Here is a 14,853-nt window from a genome sequence, read left to right on the forward strand (position 1 = left end):
ATTATTGAATTTCAGATTTAAGCTTAATCATTATGAATATATCGAGAAACAACTCATCTGAGTGTATGCCCCATGCTACCGTTGGGATCATTGGAGGCGGCGTGGCTGGCTCAACCATAGCGCTTCGTTTAGCTGAATTAGGAATTTCAATAAACTTGTTTGAAGAAGGAAGAAGCCTTGTAAATGGCCCACCCATCTGCCATTTACATGCAGGAGGTAATCTTTATCGAGAGATCTCTGAGAAACAATGTCTTGATTTATTGAAGCAATCTATTGATACACTAAGAGTTTTTAAATACACCGCAAATATTCGTCCAACAGTCATTGCGGTACCTATGGATGATAAGGGCTTTCCTTGCGAGTTGCTCCCAAGGCTTAAAGTGCTTAATGATGCATATTCATCACTCGTCACACTTGATCAAAGGAATAAAGTGCTAGGCGAGCCATCAGACTACTTCACTTTATATAGCCAACAAGATTTAGAACGTTTACAACAATTAGATAATCCAACCCACCCAGTAACGCCTGATGAATGGATGATCCCTGTTGCTAAATCATTACAGCTAGATCAATTCAAATACCCTATTGTAATGGTTCAAGAGTACGGCTTAAGTGTATTTCGTATTGCTGCCACCACAGCTTTGGCTCTAGATCAAATGGTTAACTGTCATACATTGACCTCAACTAAGGTCACGAACGTACAGTATGAATCCTCATCTAAACAGTGGCGGATTACTTATCGAACTTCTGATAACAGCGAGCAGCGCTGTCACGTTGATTATTTAATAAACGCTTGCGGTTACCGTTCAGGTTCTATTGATGATTTAGCCCATATACCTCGTGAACGTATGGTGGAATTTAAAGCCGCTTATGTCACCCACTGGGCACAATGTGAAGGTGAATGGCCTGAGCTAATCATTCATGGTGAGCGTGGCACACCAAAAGGTATGGCACAGTTAACACCCTACCCTAATGGCTATTTCCAATTACATGGCATGACCCAAGACATCACCTTATTTAAAGATGGTTTGGTGTCATCATCAAAGTGTACGGCTCAACCTGTACTGAATGCCTCATTCCAAGAAAAACTAAACCGCCAATGGCCACAAACTGAAGTCGTTGAACGAACAGAAAGAGCCATAAAGCATGTGGCTCAATACGTACATTCATTTAAAGATGCTGAAGTCGGTGGAAAGCCATTATTTGGAGCACAACAGATCCCTGGCACAGATCCAACGTTACGTGCTGCTGATATTTCATTTTCAGGCTGCAATTATGCACGTTCTGAAATAGTTAAAGCTTCTTCAGCACTTTCGGCAGCCGATGCTATTGTAGCCGAACTAATTAATAAGCAATTAATCGCTCAACCTGATAAAAGCAACGCAAGAGAGCAATCATTCCCTATCACGCTAGGACTATCAAAAGATGAGATCGTCAGTTACGCAGAGAAAATTGCTGAAGAACGAGGGTTCCCTGCATCCTTAGCTCAACCTATTGGCTAATAAGAAAAGAAAACGCCACTAACATCTACTGGTAATCATAGATATAGTGGCGTTTTTGTATTGAAAAAGGGTAATTTAAGAAATTTAAGCACCAATCCTTTTGTTTAGATCTGCTAACGCTTGCTTTAATTTTAGCTCCTTCGCTTCTGCTTTACTGACCTCTGCTTGCTGGGCATTGTATTTATCACAATCTTTTTGTGATACCCAATTCCAACTATCACCAGATTTAAATTCATCACACGCTTTTTTTGATTTTTTGCTTTGCGCTTTTAAATCTGCAGTCACCTTTTGCGCTGCCGCTAGCTCACTTTGTAATTTTGCTTTTTGTTCGAATAGTTGACTAGAGTTATCAATCACTTCTTTTTGTTGCTTAGTTTGCGTTTTTAAAGCGACTACTTCTTTGTCTAATTTTTTCTTTGTGACAACCAGTTTCTTTGCTTGTTCTTGCTGCTTTTGTTTAACTTGCGCTTGTTGCTTCTGAATCGTTTCCAGCTGCTGACTTAACGCCACTAGCTGCTGTTTCTGCGTATCTAACTGTTGATTTAGCTCTGTCAGTTTGTTGCTGGAATCATCCATTAATTGTGTTTTTTCTTCCGCAAGCTGTTTTGCCAACGCTTTTTCATGATCCAATTCGGAAACTAAGCTTTGATGCTCGGCTTGTAATGCCTTGTAAGCCTGATTATCAGGGACGTTATTATAATATTGCGCTCCAGCTCCCAAAGCACCGCCAACAACTAACCCTGCAATTAAAGACAGTTTCCAATTAATTTTGGCAGTATTTGTTGCCATGTTGCTTCTCCCTTAGTAATAAAAACAGCAAAATTTATAAATATATTGAATGTCTTACTGCGTAATTTAACACTTAAAATGTAAACAATTGTCATAATTATGATATAGCTATGAGCATCTTCACTACATCAGCCTTAAAAAGTACTCTATCAAGTAAAGTAGGATACTTGTCTCAAAACTAATAATGTGTATCACAAATAATAGATCTTGCTGTTAGCTACATTTTCATTTGCCACAAGCACTAGTGTTTAAGTAGAGGCAAAATGTTGTAGGTATTTGTTAACTGTCTTTATCTTTTAAAAATGGTGCGCACTATGATTACACCACTACTTTTTCTGACTGTATCGGCATTTTCAACTCCACTGCTTGAAAACTCTGCGTACATCAAAAACAACTCAGCATGTACTTTACGTATAAAAGAAGAGCGCTATCAAGATAAAATTGTTTTAGCATTATCTTCTAATTACCATAGCAACTTTGAAATTAAAATATATCATTTCAATGACTTGTCAGCACCTTCACGTGGAAAACTAATACAAGAGCCTATTTTCAATAAAACTAAAGCTGACATTAACTATCTTGTTGATCATAACTTTTTTAAGCGAATTGATAATGAGAACGTTATCTACAGCACCACTATCGCTAATGATAATGTCAGTCCTAAGTTGTTTATCGACACTTTTCGCTCTCATGGAAACCGCTCTCGCATTCAAATTGAGGGGTTAGAACATCCGCTTTCATTTGTTGCGGATCATAAGCAAGCCCAAGACTTTTACAAGTGTACAGATAATTACACAGCTAACTCTGGTGTCTTAGCAAAGAAAACGAAAACAATTTCACCGTTTACGACACCCTAAAACGATAATGAATGCACATTTCTGTTTAACGGTTTGCGTGTGTTAACAATCGCATTCCGAGTGATGGCACAATACAATAATATGAAACCATATTGATATTTTTCATTACCTTCAAGCTCTCATACTTTATATTTGATAACAGTAGTTTGGAGGTTGTGCGATGACGTATACAGTTAGCCCTGACGTTAACAAAGTTAAAACTCCCCTCAATCCTATCGCTGCACTGATTTTATTATCACTTTCATTTTCGGCTCAAGCCGGGCTAGAGATAATGAAAGCAGAGTCCCTTGATATCCAGAAAATCACCGCCAACAACGCTGAGACAAATTCCCCTGAATTTGCAATCAGCGAATATTTGATCAGTGAAAAACTAGATGGCATTCGAGCCTATTGGAATGGCTCAGAATTACTAACACGCTCAGGCAATAAAATTTATGCGCCAAGTTGGTTTACCGCAAACTTCCCCAATACCACTTTAGATGGTGAATTGTGGATAGATAGAGGTAAGTTCCAGTTACTCACCCAGATAGTTATGGATAAAAAGCCAGACGAAGCAGCGTGGCGCTCAGTGAAATACATGGTATTTGATTTACCCCAATCCCCCCTTCCTTTTGAGCAACGTTACTTAGCACTAGAACAATTGATCAACAGTATCTCCATGCAAAATGATTATCTTTTTGCAATTGAACAAAAACGTATTAGTGACATTACTATTTTGACTCAGTGGCTCGATATTGTAGTCAACAATCACGGTGAAGGCTTGATGCTACAACACAGCGACAATCTCTATGTAGCAGGAAGAACTCACCAACTATTAAAGCTCAAACAGCATCAAGATGCTGAAGCCATTGTCATTGGTTACGAAGAAGGAAATGGTAAATACCAAGGCCAAATGGGCGCAGTTTGGGTAAAAACAGCAAGCAATGAAACTTTTAAAATAGGATCAGGTTTCACCGACCAACAACGAAAAAGCCCACCAGCGATAGGCACTACCATTCAGTATCGCTTTAACGGTTATACCAATCGAGGCATACCTCGTTTTGCACGCTTTAGCCGAGTGAGAGTCTCACCTGATAGTTAGTCAGCATATTACTTCAAAAGTTAATCGAGTTATCAGTATAAAGCTCCAGTAATTATTAACTGATAACTCTATTTACGAACCTTTCCACTGTATTCTTTTCTTTACTGTTATATCAGCAGGAAACCTCAAGCAAGTTGCTGCCAATTCGTTACACTTAAATTATCCAGTTCAAGCCGTTATAACGATTAGCCTCTTTAGTTGATGACTTTAGAGCGATAAACACAAGGAGCTTGGGATGACCATTCAAACACAACCCATGCATCGTTATATTGATCATTGTGGCAAGCTTGTAAGCCCCCTTCCAGATTGGGCTAGCAATGAGTTATTACTGCGTTTTTATCGTGACATGGTATTAGTTCGTCACTACGACAAGAAAGCGATAGCGTTACAAAGAACAGGAAAGTTAGGGACTTACCCTTCACACCTCGGCGCTGAGGCCATTGGTATTGCCATTGGTCGAGCCATGAAACCAACCGATACCTTTGCCCCCTACTACCGAGATATGCCAGCATTATGGGCACGTGGCGTTAGCATGGAAAAGAATCTCCAATACTGGGGCGGTGATGAATTAGGTAGTGATTTCCCCCCTGCGCCAAACCAATTACATAATGACGATATGCCATTTTGTGTGCCTATCGCGACACAATGTTCTCATGCGGTCGGCATTGCCGCTGCCATGAAAATTAAAGGTTCACATCGGGCTACCGTTGTCACCTGCGGCGATGGTGCTACTTCTAAAGGGGATTTTCTGGAATCACTTAACTGTGCTGGGATCTGGAATATTCCATTAGTCTTTGTCATCAACAATAACCAATGGGCGATATCAGTTCCACTTCATTTACAATGCCATGCTGAACACCTAGTCGATAAAGCCAAAGGCGCAGGTATTGAGGGGATATTAGTTGACGGTAATGACATTATTGCCATGTACGACACCATGCTATACAGCTTAGATAAAGCAAGAAAAGGCAAAGGTGCCACCTTAATTGAAGCCGTTAGTTATCGACTCTGCGATCATACCACCGCCGATGATGCCTCTCGTTATCGCCCTGATGATGAACTTGAGCAAGCATGGCAATTTGATCCTATCGCTCGCCTTAAAACTTATCTCATCAATCAAGCATTATGGTCGGAAGCACAAGAAATCGAGTGGCAGCAAGAATGCGATCAACATATTAATGAAGCCGTTGAACACTATCTTGCTTTAGTCGCACAAGCGCCTGAATCAACCTTTGATCACCTTTATGAACATATCGATGACGATCTGCAATATCAACGTGACAGCTTGATCAATAAAGCACTTCGAATGGAGAAACAATCATCAGGAGGTGATCATGGCTGAAATCACGTTATTAGAAGCGGTTAACCTCGCCCTTCATTATGAAATGCAACATGATGATAATGTAGTTGTTTTAGGTGAAGACATCGGCGAAAACGGTGGTGTTTTTCGAGCAACCGTTGGGTTAAAACAAACGTTTGGTTGCAAGCGAGTAATGGATACCCCTTTGGCAGAAGCACTCATTGGCGGTATCACTGTTGGCATGGCATCACAAGGGCTTCGTCCTGTTGCCGAATTTCAATTCCAAGGCTTTATTTTCCCCGCCATAGAACACTTATTTTGCCATGCAGCAAGGCTGCGTCATCGCACTCGTGGTCGTTTAACCTGCCCTGCGGTTTTTCGTGCGCCTTTTGGTGGCGGTATTCATGCGCCTGAGCATCACTCAGAAAGTGTCGAAGCATTATTTGCTCATATTCCCGGTTTAAAAGTCGTCATTCCTTCTTCTCCACAGCGCGCTTACGGCCTATTACTTGGTGCCATTAGAAGCAATGATCCCGTATTATTTTTTGAGCCAAAACGTATTTATCGCACTGTAAAGTCGCAGGTTGAAAACAACGGTATTGCGCTACCTATTGATTGTTGTTTCACACTTCGTGAAGGGCGAGATATCACCTTGGTAACATGGGGAGCCTGTGTGGTCGAGTCTCTTCAAGCCGCAGAAACCTTAGCGCATCATGGCATAGAACTTGAAGTTATTGACTTAGCTAGCATCAAACCTATCGACATGGCGACTATTCTGCACTCACTAGAAAAAACAGGGCGTTTATTAGTTGTCCATGAAGCAGTTAAAACCTGTGGGGTTGGTGCAGAGATCATTACGAGAGTAGCAGAAAGTGCCATGTGCTTACTCAAAGCACCACCCAAGCGGTTAACTGGGTTCGACACCATCATGCCTTACTACCGCAATGAAGATTATTTTATGATCCATCACGATGACATTGTAAATGCCGCACGTGAACTCATGGAGGGTTGGCAATGAAAGCATTCACATTACCCGATCTTGGTGAAGGTCTAGCAGAATCAGAAATTGTACAATGGCATATCAATATTGGTGATACTGTTACAACGGATCAAGTCGTTGTTACCGTTGAAACCGCCAAAGCAACCGTCGATGTCCCCGCGCCCTATAGTGGCAAAATTATTCATCGCTATGGTAATGAAGGTGACACCATCAATATTGGTCAGTGTTTATTAGAAATCGATGAACTTCGTACTTCAGCATCATCGACAACCATTGATAACGTAGAACAAGAATCAAACGACAATTCATCAGCGACTGTTGTTGGGCAAATATCGCAACTCGATAAACATGTCGATATTGATCATTTCTCTTACGATGAAGTGCATGCCATTCATGTTAATTCCATTACCAATGCAGATCACCCTTTGATTGCCACCCCCTCGGCCCGATTACTGGCTCAAAAGCTAGGCATAAAAATCGAGGACATAGAAGGTTCAGGTACCAATCACCTCATTGTTGATACCGATATTTATCAAGCCTACCAACAACAAACACCGGGCACAGAATTACTCAAAGGTGCGCGTCGCAACATGGCTAAAAATATGGCGCAATCACACCATGATGTCGCCTCTGTCACCATTACTGAAGAAGCACACCTTTATCACTGGCATAAAAATGATGATATTACCGTTAATCTTGTTCAAGCGATTAATCATGCCTGTCATACAGAGCCTGCGTTAAATGCGTGGTTTGATGCCGATACCATGACACGCTGCTTGCATAAAACCGTCAATATTGGGATCGCCGTTGATAGTGCCCATGGGTTATATGTTCCTGTCCTGCACCATGCAGAGCAATACCATAATGAAGGAATTCGTCGTTGGATTGATCGTACTGCAGCCAGTATTCGAGGTCGAAAAATAAGCCGTCATCAATTACAAAAAGCGACCATCACCCTATCTAACTACGGCGCAATTGCAGGTATTTATGCCACCCCTGTCGTCACACCGCCGCAGGTTGCGATTGTCGGTGCAGGTAGGATCATGGATAAAGTCGTGATGGAAGGTGAACGAATAAATACCGTGAAGGTGTTACCACTCTCTATCACCTTTGATCATCGAGCATGTACTGGTGGTGAAGCCGCACGATTTATTAAAGCGCTTGTGCACAGTTTGGAGCACCTAAGCTATGACAAACTAGAATAACCTTAACGTTAAATAACAGTTTGTTACATCAAACTATAACAATATATTGCATAGCTGCAACAAGTGCCTATGATGAATGTTACCTATTCTTATTCAGTCGTACTTATGCGCTATTCACTATTTACTGCAAGTCTTGCAACCCTACTTTTTTCCAGCTCGCTAATGGCAATGCCTGAAGGTGATGCAAGCAAAGGTGAAATTAAAACCCCAAGCTGTCGTTTTTGTCACGGCAGCGACGGTATTGCTCCTCGTCCTGACTACCCTAACTTAAAAGGTCAACAAGCGGAGTATCTCTACAACGCTATGCAAGCCTATCTCGATGACAGCCGTACAGGTGCGATGTCGGCAATGATGAAGGCGCAGCTTAAAAATTTATCGCAACAAGACATTGCTGATATTGCTGAATATTACGCCCAAATGAAGTAATAGATAACCAATCACCAGCCGCTATTTCCATTGTGAACAGCGGCTGGTGTTTTATTAGTCATACAAACTAATTTCCCAAACTTTATAGCGGAAAAAACATTATAGGCAGTCTATCTTTGTGATAACTTGAGATTAAAACCTATAACGAGAATCATAAAATGAAAATCTTCAGTAACTTTGAAAGTGGAAGTATCAATGTCGTAAAAGCAGATAGCAAAGACGATATCCAACTTACCATTCCTAACGACAACAATTCAGAGCTACACCAATGGTTCCATTTCCGCTTGGAATCTGAAGCTCAGCAAACACACAACTTCAAAATTCTTGATCTAGCAAATTCAGCTTACCCAGAAGGCTGGAAAGGTTACGACGTAGTCGCATCTTACGATCGTGAAGAATGGTTCCGTATTCCATCTGAATTTGATGGCGACACCTTAAGCTTTAGCGTGATCCCTGAACACGGTTCAATGTACTTTGCCTACTTTGCACCATACAGCTACGATCGCCACCAAGATCTACTGCACCTTGCACAAAGTCACTACAACTGTCGCTTAGAGACACTAGGTCAGACACTCGATAACCGTGATATGAGCCTGCTGGTGATCGGTGATGAAGCAAGCGACACTGAAAAGAAAAAAGTATGGGTTATTGCTCGTCAACACCCAGGTGAAACCATGGCGGAATGGTTTGTAGAAGGTTTAGTGCAACGCCTGCTTGATGAAACAGATACGGTAGGCCGCGCTTTACTGGAAAAAGCAGTATTCTACGTAGTGCCAAATATGAACCCAGACGGTAGCGCCCGTGGTCACTTACGTTTAAATGCAATTGGTGTAAACCTTAACCGTGAATGGCAAACACCATCATTAGAAAACAGCCCTGAAGTGTACTACGTACGTGAAAAAATGTTTGAAACAGGCGTTGATCTCTTCCTAGATATTCATGGCGATGAGGCGATCCCTTACAACTTCGTTGCAGGCTCTGAAGGCATTCCATCATACGATGCTCGCCTAGAAAATCTTGAAAATATTTTCAAGCAAGCACTGCTAACTATTACACCTGAATTCCAAGTAGAACACGGTTACGACAAAGACAAACCAGGTGAAGCAAACTTAACAGTTGGCTCTAACTGGGTTGCAGAGCAGTTTAACTGCTTGTCTTACACTATTGAGATGCCATTCAAAGATCACAATAACCAACCAGATAGTCTGTACGGTTGGTCACCTGAGCGTAGTGTTGCTTTCGGTAGCGATACTCTAGCAGCAACGCTTGTGGTAATGGATCATTTGCGTTAATCGCATCTAACTCCTAATAAAAACGGTCACATCAGTGACCGTTTTTTGTTTATTTCGCCAGCATCGGATAAGTGAAAAATATCAAATGACTAAGATTAAATAGAAAATGTACAGCAACTGCCGCCCACAACCTGCCTGTTAAATAGAAAACCAAGCCATAACCTAAACCTGCAAGCGCTGCGAATACAACCAGTAACATCCCACCAGCGAAATGTGCTAAACCAAACAGTAAACTCGCAACAATAAGGCCCGTTACCCAACCAAACCGTTGCGATAATCCTTGTTGGATAAAGCCTCGGAATAAGGCCTCTTCAGCCACACAAGTAAATAGCAAGTTGTTCAGTATAAATAGCCATAACCAATGGGGAGTCGATAGCGAAAACGTTAATGCACCTAAACCCACAGCAATTGGCAATAACGATAAAACGCCTACCACTACCAAGCCAATCACTTTCAGATCACAAGTTTTCTTTTGCCCTAATAACGTAGGGAATGCCAGTAATAACCCAAAGAAAACAAGAGGCTTATCAAGATTTAAGTACATGGTAAATGGGATGCTATCTCTACTTGCATATACTTTGTCGAGCACCTTTAAGTTATCAAAGCCCGGAATCGCATGAGCAAAAAACGCTAATGACCAAATTAACATGAACGTTAATCCGGCATAACGCCACTTCCCTTCTTGCTTGGCTGTGAAATAAGCAACACCAAAGCCAATCACAATACTACTTAGGGCAATAATTGATAAGCGAGCTTGCAGTAGAGCAGCAACAATACTCAATACAACTAGCGCTATTGTCAGCCACTTTTGTCGAGTAAAACCACTGATCACAGCACACGCAAGTGATCCCCATATCCAAACTGTTGGTTCCATTTGTTATTCCATTAATAATAAGAGTCTTTATCATCTAGATTATCAAAAGCACAATATTCCATGAAGTAATAATCATTCATTCTTTCATTTTTATGCCCAATAAATCGGACAAAGGTAATACTAACCATCCTCACATCGCCAAATTTCAGGTTATACTGCCTGTTCACCAGTAAAAGAGATCCCCTATCCATGGCAAAAAACAAACCTGTCATTCACTTACATTCATACGGTATTTTCACCACTTGGGATGCCGAATCCAAAAAACTACCGAAAATCAAAGAATTTACACTAGATATACCGGCCGAAATTGATATTGAATTTGGCTTTACTGTGAATATCAAAAAAGCCAAAGGGGAAAAGCTTCATTACTGCATTTATCACCCCAATATCACCAATGATGACGGTGAAGTACTCGATCCCTTCGATGGTTATGTCTATGTTCGCAGCAATGACTGGGACTTTTATCTTGGCGACACCATATGGGCGCCAATAACTAATAAGATTGGTCCATGGCGGATGACGTTAGAAATGAACGGCACCATTATCGCGGATAAAACCTTCAATGTTTTTAATCATGATGAAGGACAATTCTGGAAACGTCGCGGCTGTTAATTCATTTTTTGGAACAAGATGATTCCATTATTGAAATCTAACCTTGATTAGCAACGTCCTTTTTTGAAACAAAGTTGTCACATGACCACTTTAGTTTAGTGAGCAAATAACTAAGCAGCCAAAGGACGCAACATGACTAAGTCACTTCTTACACTTTCATTAATTCTAAGCACTGTCGCAGCTTCAAGCTCAGCGATGGCTGCAGAGCACATTGCTGTATCAGGTTCTACATCTGTTACTGATGTGATGGAAGTTTTAGGTGAAACTTATCACAAGAGTCATCCAGACGTATTTATCGACATCAATGGTACAGGCTCAAGTGCTGGCATTAAATCTTCAATTGAAGGTGTGAATGATCTAGGTATGGCATCACGCAACCTATCTGCAGATGAGAAAAAAGCAGGTCTGGTTGAAACTGAAATTGCACGTGATGGTATCGCCGTTGTTGTAAACCCGAAAAACCCTGTAAACAATTTAACAAAAGCACAAATTGAAAAACTGTTTAAAGGCGAAATAACGCAGTGGTCAGCTGTTGGCGGCAACAGCGATCCTGTCGTAGTCACAACACGTGAAAATGGCTCAGGTACGCGTGGTGCGTTTGAAGAGCTAATGGAACTAACCACCAAAATCAACGGTGTGAAAGTATCGACAATTAGCCAAAAAGCACAAGTGGCTAGTGGTAATGGTATTGAAAAGACTGTTGTTGCTAGCAACAAAGATGCGATTGGTTTCGTTTCACTAGGCTCTGTTGATAAGACTTTAAAAGCTGTCAGTGTTGATGGTCACAAAGCATCGGTTGAAGATGTGGTTAACAAGACTTACCCACTATCACGTCCATTCTTGGTACTGAACCAACCAGGTAAACTAAAACCTGCAGCTAAAGCGTTTTTAGCGTGGATCATGTCGCCAGAAGGACAAAAAATCATTAAAGATAAAGGCTATATTTCAATGTCTTAATCTTTAAGATTGCATCGCCACATGCCTTTCTGTGGCACGAATGAACTTTCACCCAAAGTATTTCGGTACTTTGGGTTGAAACCCTACTCGTCTCATATTTCGTAACCACCTATCGCACCATATATTTTCTCTATCACATCTCACTTTTAACCTGATCTTTACCTTAAGTCCTATACCATGGTGTTATGTTTCTGCTAGTGTAAAAAACACAATTCGATTAAAATCGAAAAACGACACATAGATGAACTAATGTTTTAGTTATCAAGGATAAAAGGAATAACAAATGGGTCTTTTTAACGCGCTGTTAGGCAACGCAGGTGAAATGAGCATCGCTGACGCGACTGAGGAACTATCAACTATCCTTGGTCCAAACGAACATATTGAATTAGCTTACAAGCTAGTTCGTGACATGATTGTTTTAACCGATTACCGCTTAATCCTTATTGATAAGCAAGGTTTGACAGGTAAAAAAGTGGAATACCGCTCTATTCCTTACAAAGCAATCACCATGTACGCAGTAGAAACTAAGGGGCATTTTGATTTAGATGCTGAGCTAAAACTGTGGATCTCTGGTCAACACGAGCCAATGACACTAGAGTTCAACGGCAAGACCAACGTTTATGCGATGCAAGGTCTGTTAGCAGCAAAAGTCGCTGGTAAATAATTCCTCGCTCTGAACGAAAAAAGCCTGTTACTTCATGTTGCAGATAGACACATTGAAGTACAGGCTTTCTTTTTAGATGTTATTAACGAGAGACACTGATCAACGCATCGGCTAAATGATCAATATGCTGCTCTTGCAATCCGGCAATATTAATACGGCCATCCCCTACTGCATAAATCCCATATTGTTCACGAAGGGTTAGAATTTGCTCAGGCGTTAACCCTGTTACCGAAAACATACCTTTGTGCTGCTCAATAAAATCAAACTGATTTGAACCTCGCTGGCGAATCGCTTGAGTTAACCCTTGTCGTAAACGCAAAATACGACCATGCATTTGATCAAGTTCTTCTTTCCATGTTTGGGTTAATTGCTGATCATTTAAAATCTCAGCCACTAACGCCGCACCATGATCTGGCGGCATGGTATAGCTTGAACGTGCTAAAGTTAGGATACGACCTTTGGCTTTTTGTGCTTCTTGCTGGCTATCACTGATAATAATCGCCGCCCCTGTTCGTTCACGGTACAAACCAAAATTCTTTGAACAAGAAGTGGCAACCACCATCTCTTCAATATTATCAGCCATGTATTTAAGGCCAGCACCATCTTGCTCAAGTCCATCACCAAAACCAAGATAAGCAATATCAACAAATGGCATAAAACCGTTTTTATTCGCTAATGCTGTAATGGCTTGCCAATCTTCAAAGCTAATATCAGCACCAGTTGGGTTATGACAACAACCGTGTAGTAATACCACATCGTTAGGACCTGCTTTCGCTAATTCCGCTAACATTGCTTGGCTGTTAACTTGCTTCGTTTCAGGATCAAAATAGGGATAAAACTTCACTTTTAGCCCAGCAGCTTCCATCACTGGCTTATGATTAACGTAACTTGGATTTGTTAACCATACCGTTGTATCTGGCTGCGCTATATGATTAAGATCAGCCAACATCCGAAGAGCACCACTTGCTCCCGGTGTTTGTACAGCTGCACATCGAGCATGAGCAGATGTATCTACCAATAACAAGTCAATCATTGATTGATTAAACACTTCACTTCCCGCAAGCCCGACATAAGACTTGGTGGTTTGTGATTGTAGAAGACGTTGCTCTGCGAGAGAAATAGCTTGCATGATCGGTGTTTCGCCTTGGCTATTGCGATAAACACCAATACCTAAATCCATTTTATTTTCACGAGGATCTTCTCTATACGCTATCGAGAGAGAAAGGATAGGATCTAACTGGGCTGGAGAAAGCGATTTAAACATCAAATTAATTCCATTTATATAACAATGAAATTAAGTTATCACTTCATTTAATTAACGTCATTAGAAAAGCGACAAATCGTGTTTTTTCTTCATGGAGCACGAACAAACTGTACTACTTCCATCCTAGAAGTAGCACACATATTTATATTAGTAGCGTAAATTACCTGATATTGAGTGCAAACATGTTGCTTGTTCAATACTGGTATATAAACGCTCAGCATGTGCATACAATAATTTACTCGCAAGATCTGCATCGCGACGTAATACTGCATTCATCACCGCTTCATGCTCACCTTTGTCATGATAACGATTCATTGGTTCGATATCTTTTCCTAATAAGAAATGACGATATCGATCTTGCTGATCATATATGTGGGACAGTAGATCTAACAAAAATTCAGAGCCTTTACATTCAACAATGGAAAGGTGAAATTCTTTATGACGTTTATCCCATTCATCAACATCAAAATCATCACTGTCAGGATTTAAACGGTTAAGCTTATGAAAAGCTGTAAGAATATTTAATTCCCATTGTTCATCACCGACTGCAACAGCTTCTTTTAAAGCGATACGACCAATAGCAAAGCGGCTTTGAATAATGTGCCTTAATTCATCCAGTGAGACATCAGCAACCCAAAACCCTTTTTGAGGTTTCATTACTAAGTACTTTTGCCATGCTAATTGCACCATTGCTTCGCGTAGTGGTGAGCCACCAACGTTATAATGTGCTTTTAAATCGTTAAGAACTAACTTCTGTCCGGGCTGATAGGTCCCATTAAGAATGTCTTTCTTAATAACTGAAATTAAACGATCGCTGATCGTCGTAAATTCCACTTTTTCCATAGTAATTTATATTACCTATTTAAACTGACTTTTTTATTTTTATAATTAGGGTGAAGCTTTATTCTTTGAGTATAGTTTTTTTGCATGAGTTATCATACTAAATCAACCAATATACTTTAAAAAGTATTAGTAAATGTCACAAATATTCACTAAATCACTGGCATTGCAATATTATGCAAGCAAATAT

General features: G+C 40.7%; 15 protein-coding genes. 11 read left to right on the forward strand and 4 right to left on the reverse strand.

Features of this window, described 5'->3' with window-relative positions:
• Positions 1-32 precede the first annotated feature (32 nt).
• Positions 33-1,502, forward strand: coding sequence for an FAD-dependent oxidoreductase (locus tag E5A76_RS12670; protein ID WP_161119148.1), 1,470 nt, complete (start codon positions 33-35; stop codon positions 1,500-1,502).
• An 84-nt stretch (positions 1,503-1,586) separates the two neighbouring features.
• Here E5A76_RS12670 and E5A76_RS12675 read toward each other — a convergent pair whose 3' ends face one another.
• On the reverse strand, positions 1,587-2,291 hold the full coding sequence (locus tag E5A76_RS12675; RefSeq protein WP_161119149.1) for a hypothetical protein: 705 nt from the start codon (positions 2,289-2,291) through the stop codon (positions 1,587-1,589).
• Between the two features lie 314 nt (positions 2,292-2,605).
• Here E5A76_RS12675 and E5A76_RS12680 point away from each other — a divergent pair, with 314 nt between their 5' ends.
• From E5A76_RS12680 to E5A76_RS12710, 7 genes are all read left to right on the forward strand, one after another.
• Complete coding sequence (locus tag E5A76_RS12680; RefSeq protein WP_161119150.1) at positions 2,606-3,148, forward strand: hypothetical protein; 543 nt, start codon at positions 2,606-2,608, stop codon at positions 3,146-3,148.
• A gap of 160 nt (positions 3,149-3,308) precedes the next feature.
• Positions 3,309-4,229, forward strand: coding sequence for a DNA ligase (locus tag E5A76_RS12685; protein WP_053988909.1), 921 nt, complete (start codon positions 3,309-3,311; stop codon positions 4,227-4,229).
• Between the two features lie 235 nt (positions 4,230-4,464).
• Complete coding sequence (gene pdhA / locus E5A76_RS12690; RefSeq protein ID WP_053988908.1) at positions 4,465-5,571, forward strand: pyruvate dehydrogenase (acetyl-transferring) E1 component subunit alpha; 1,107 nt, start codon at positions 4,465-4,467, stop codon at positions 5,569-5,571.
• Positions 5,564-6,547 carry an alpha-ketoacid dehydrogenase subunit beta gene (locus E5A76_RS12695; protein ID WP_161119151.1) on the forward strand — a complete coding sequence of 328 codons (984 nt, stop codon included), beginning with the start codon at positions 5,564-5,566 and terminating at the stop codon, positions 6,545-6,547. The genes pdhA and E5A76_RS12695 overlap by 8 nt, the downstream gene beginning before the upstream one ends.
• Positions 6,544-7,734 carry a dihydrolipoamide acetyltransferase family protein gene (locus E5A76_RS12700; RefSeq protein ID WP_161119152.1) on the forward strand — a complete coding sequence of 397 codons (1,191 nt, stop codon included), beginning with the start codon at positions 6,544-6,546 and terminating at the stop codon, positions 7,732-7,734. Before E5A76_RS12695 ends, E5A76_RS12700 begins: the two co-directional genes overlap by 4 nt.
• 105 nt (positions 7,735-7,839) lie before the next feature.
• A complete protein-coding gene (locus E5A76_RS12705; RefSeq protein ID WP_053989430.1) occupies positions 7,840-8,160 on the forward strand; it encodes a c-type cytochrome in 321 nt (106 codons plus the stop codon).
• A gap of 158 nt (positions 8,161-8,318) precedes the next feature.
• A complete protein-coding gene (locus E5A76_RS12710; protein WP_161119153.1) occupies positions 8,319-9,452 on the forward strand; it encodes a M14 family metallopeptidase in 1,134 nt (377 codons plus the stop codon).
• 49 nt (positions 9,453-9,501) lie between these two features.
• Here the strand turns inward: E5A76_RS12710 and E5A76_RS12715 are convergent, their stop codons facing one another.
• On the reverse strand, positions 9,502-10,326 hold the full coding sequence (locus E5A76_RS12715; protein WP_161119154.1) for a CPBP family intramembrane glutamic endopeptidase: 825 nt from the start codon (positions 10,324-10,326) through the stop codon (positions 9,502-9,504).
• A 189-nt stretch (positions 10,327-10,515) separates the two neighbouring features.
• Here E5A76_RS12715 and E5A76_RS12720 point away from each other — a divergent pair, with 189 nt between their 5' ends.
• The 3 genes from E5A76_RS12720 (at position 10,516) to E5A76_RS12730 (ending at position 12,559) form a co-directional block, all read left to right on the forward strand.
• Positions 10,516-10,938, forward strand: a complete 423-nt coding sequence (locus E5A76_RS12720; RefSeq protein ID WP_053988902.1) for a DUF3859 domain-containing protein — start codon at positions 10,516-10,518, stop codon at positions 10,936-10,938.
• Between the two features lie 132 nt (positions 10,939-11,070).
• A complete protein-coding gene (locus E5A76_RS12725; protein ID WP_053988901.1) occupies positions 11,071-11,895 on the forward strand; it encodes a phosphate ABC transporter substrate-binding protein in 825 nt (274 codons plus the stop codon).
• 283 nt (positions 11,896-12,178) lie between these two features.
• On the forward strand, positions 12,179-12,559 hold the full coding sequence (locus tag E5A76_RS12730; protein ID WP_107165617.1) for a PH domain-containing protein: 381 nt from the start codon (positions 12,179-12,181) through the stop codon (positions 12,557-12,559).
• A gap of 82 nt (positions 12,560-12,641) precedes the next feature.
• On the opposite strand, the gene E5A76_RS12735 is transcribed toward E5A76_RS12730, so the two are convergent.
• Complete coding sequence (locus E5A76_RS12735) at positions 12,642-13,823, reverse strand: amino acid aminotransferase (RefSeq protein WP_161119155.1); 1,182 nt, start codon at positions 13,821-13,823, stop codon at positions 12,642-12,644.
• Positions 13,824-13,970: 147 nt separating this feature from the next.
• Positions 13,971-14,666 (reverse strand): FCD domain-containing protein, encoded by a 696-nt coding sequence (locus E5A76_RS12740; RefSeq protein ID WP_053988898.1) that lies wholly within the window; start codon positions 14,664-14,666, stop codon positions 13,971-13,973.
• Between the last annotated feature and the right edge of the window lie 187 nt (positions 14,667-14,853).

It is taken from the genome of Photobacterium lucens, assembly GCF_009873615.1.
GTDB lineage: Bacteria > Pseudomonadota > Gammaproteobacteria > Enterobacterales > Vibrionaceae > Photobacterium > Photobacterium lucens.

Bases quoted from the DNA above. Each gene is read 5' to 3' on its own strand.
- E5A76_RS12670 (WP_161119148.1), top strand. From the start codon at position 33: ATGAATATATCGAGAAACAACTCATCTGAGTGTATGCCCCATGCTACC.
- E5A76_RS12675 (WP_161119149.1), bottom strand. From the start codon at position 2,291: ATGGCAACAAATACTGCCAAAATTAATTGGAAACTGTCTTTAATTGCA.
- E5A76_RS12680 (WP_161119150.1), top strand. From the start codon at position 2,606: ATGATTACACCACTACTTTTTCTGACTGTATCGGCATTTTCAACTCCA.
- E5A76_RS12685 (WP_053988909.1), top strand. From the start codon at position 3,309: ATGACGTATACAGTTAGCCCTGACGTTAACAAAGTTAAAACTCCCCTC.
- pdhA (WP_053988908.1), top strand. From the start codon at position 4,465: ATGACCATTCAAACACAACCCATGCATCGTTATATTGATCATTGTGGC.
- E5A76_RS12695 (WP_161119151.1), top strand. From the start codon at position 5,564: ATGGCTGAAATCACGTTATTAGAAGCGGTTAACCTCGCCCTTCATTAT.
- E5A76_RS12700 (WP_161119152.1), top strand. From the start codon at position 6,544: ATGAAAGCATTCACATTACCCGATCTTGGTGAAGGTCTAGCAGAATCA.
- E5A76_RS12705 (WP_053989430.1), top strand. From the start codon at position 7,840: ATGCGCTATTCACTATTTACTGCAAGTCTTGCAACCCTACTTTTTTCC.
- E5A76_RS12710 (WP_161119153.1), top strand. From the start codon at position 8,319: ATGAAAATCTTCAGTAACTTTGAAAGTGGAAGTATCAATGTCGTAAAA.
- E5A76_RS12715 (WP_161119154.1), bottom strand. From the start codon at position 10,326: ATGGAACCAACAGTTTGGATATGGGGATCACTTGCGTGTGCTGTGATC.
- E5A76_RS12720 (WP_053988902.1), top strand. From the start codon at position 10,516: ATGGCAAAAAACAAACCTGTCATTCACTTACATTCATACGGTATTTTC.
- E5A76_RS12725 (WP_053988901.1), top strand. From the start codon at position 11,071: ATGACTAAGTCACTTCTTACACTTTCATTAATTCTAAGCACTGTCGCA.
- E5A76_RS12730 (WP_107165617.1), top strand. From the start codon at position 12,179: ATGGGTCTTTTTAACGCGCTGTTAGGCAACGCAGGTGAAATGAGCATC.
- E5A76_RS12735 (WP_161119155.1), bottom strand. From the start codon at position 13,823: ATGTTTAAATCGCTTTCTCCAGCCCAGTTAGATCCTATCCTTTCTCTC.
- E5A76_RS12740 (WP_053988898.1), bottom strand. From the start codon at position 14,666: ATGGAAAAAGTGGAATTTACGACGATCAGCGATCGTTTAATTTCAGTT.